Raw genomic sequence first — 650 nt, 5'->3', positions numbered from 1 at the left:
ACAACAGGCTTAGTTACATTCGCCTTGATGTACTCAGCAGCCTCTTCTTCTGCAGTGCCACCGATCTCACCGATCATAACAATTGCTTCAGTTTGAGGGTCGTTCTCGAACATCTCAAGAATGTCGATAAAGTTTGATCCTGGAATCGGGTCACCACCAATACCTACACAAGTAGACTGACCAAATCCGAAGTCAGTCGTCTGCTTAACTGCTTCATAAGTCAACGTACCTGAACGAGATACGATACCAACTTTACCTGGAAGATGAATATGACCAGGCATAATTCCGATCTTACACTCTCCTGGCGTGATCACACCTGGGCAGTTAGGGCCGATTAAACGCACGCCTAGTTCATCACACTTAACCTTAGCATCAAGCATATCAAGCGTTGGAATACCTTCTGTGATGCAGACAATTAGCTTGATACCGCCATTCGCAGCTTCAAGAATCGAATCCTTACAGAAAGGAGCAGGAACATAGATAACAGATGCTTCCGCGCCAGTTTGCTCCACAGCTTCGCGTACAGTATTGAATACAGGCAAACCTAAATGTGTTTGGCCACCTTTGCCTGGCGTAACACCACCAACCATGTTGGTTCCGTACTCGATAGCTTGCTCAGAATGGAATGTACCTTGCGATCCAGTAAAGCC

At 46.3% G+C, this 650-nt stretch carries 1 protein-coding gene; it reads right to left on the bottom strand.

Annotated features, from left to right (window positions below):
* A partial coding sequence (gene sucD / locus A3762_RS05010; RefSeq protein ID WP_068754384.1) for a succinate--CoA ligase subunit alpha occupies positions 1 to 650 on the bottom strand: 650 nt, incomplete at both ends.

The sequence above is a fragment of the Oleiphilus sp. HI0125 genome (assembly GCF_001635355.1).
This window is presented reverse-complemented; position numbering and strand designations above follow the sequence as displayed.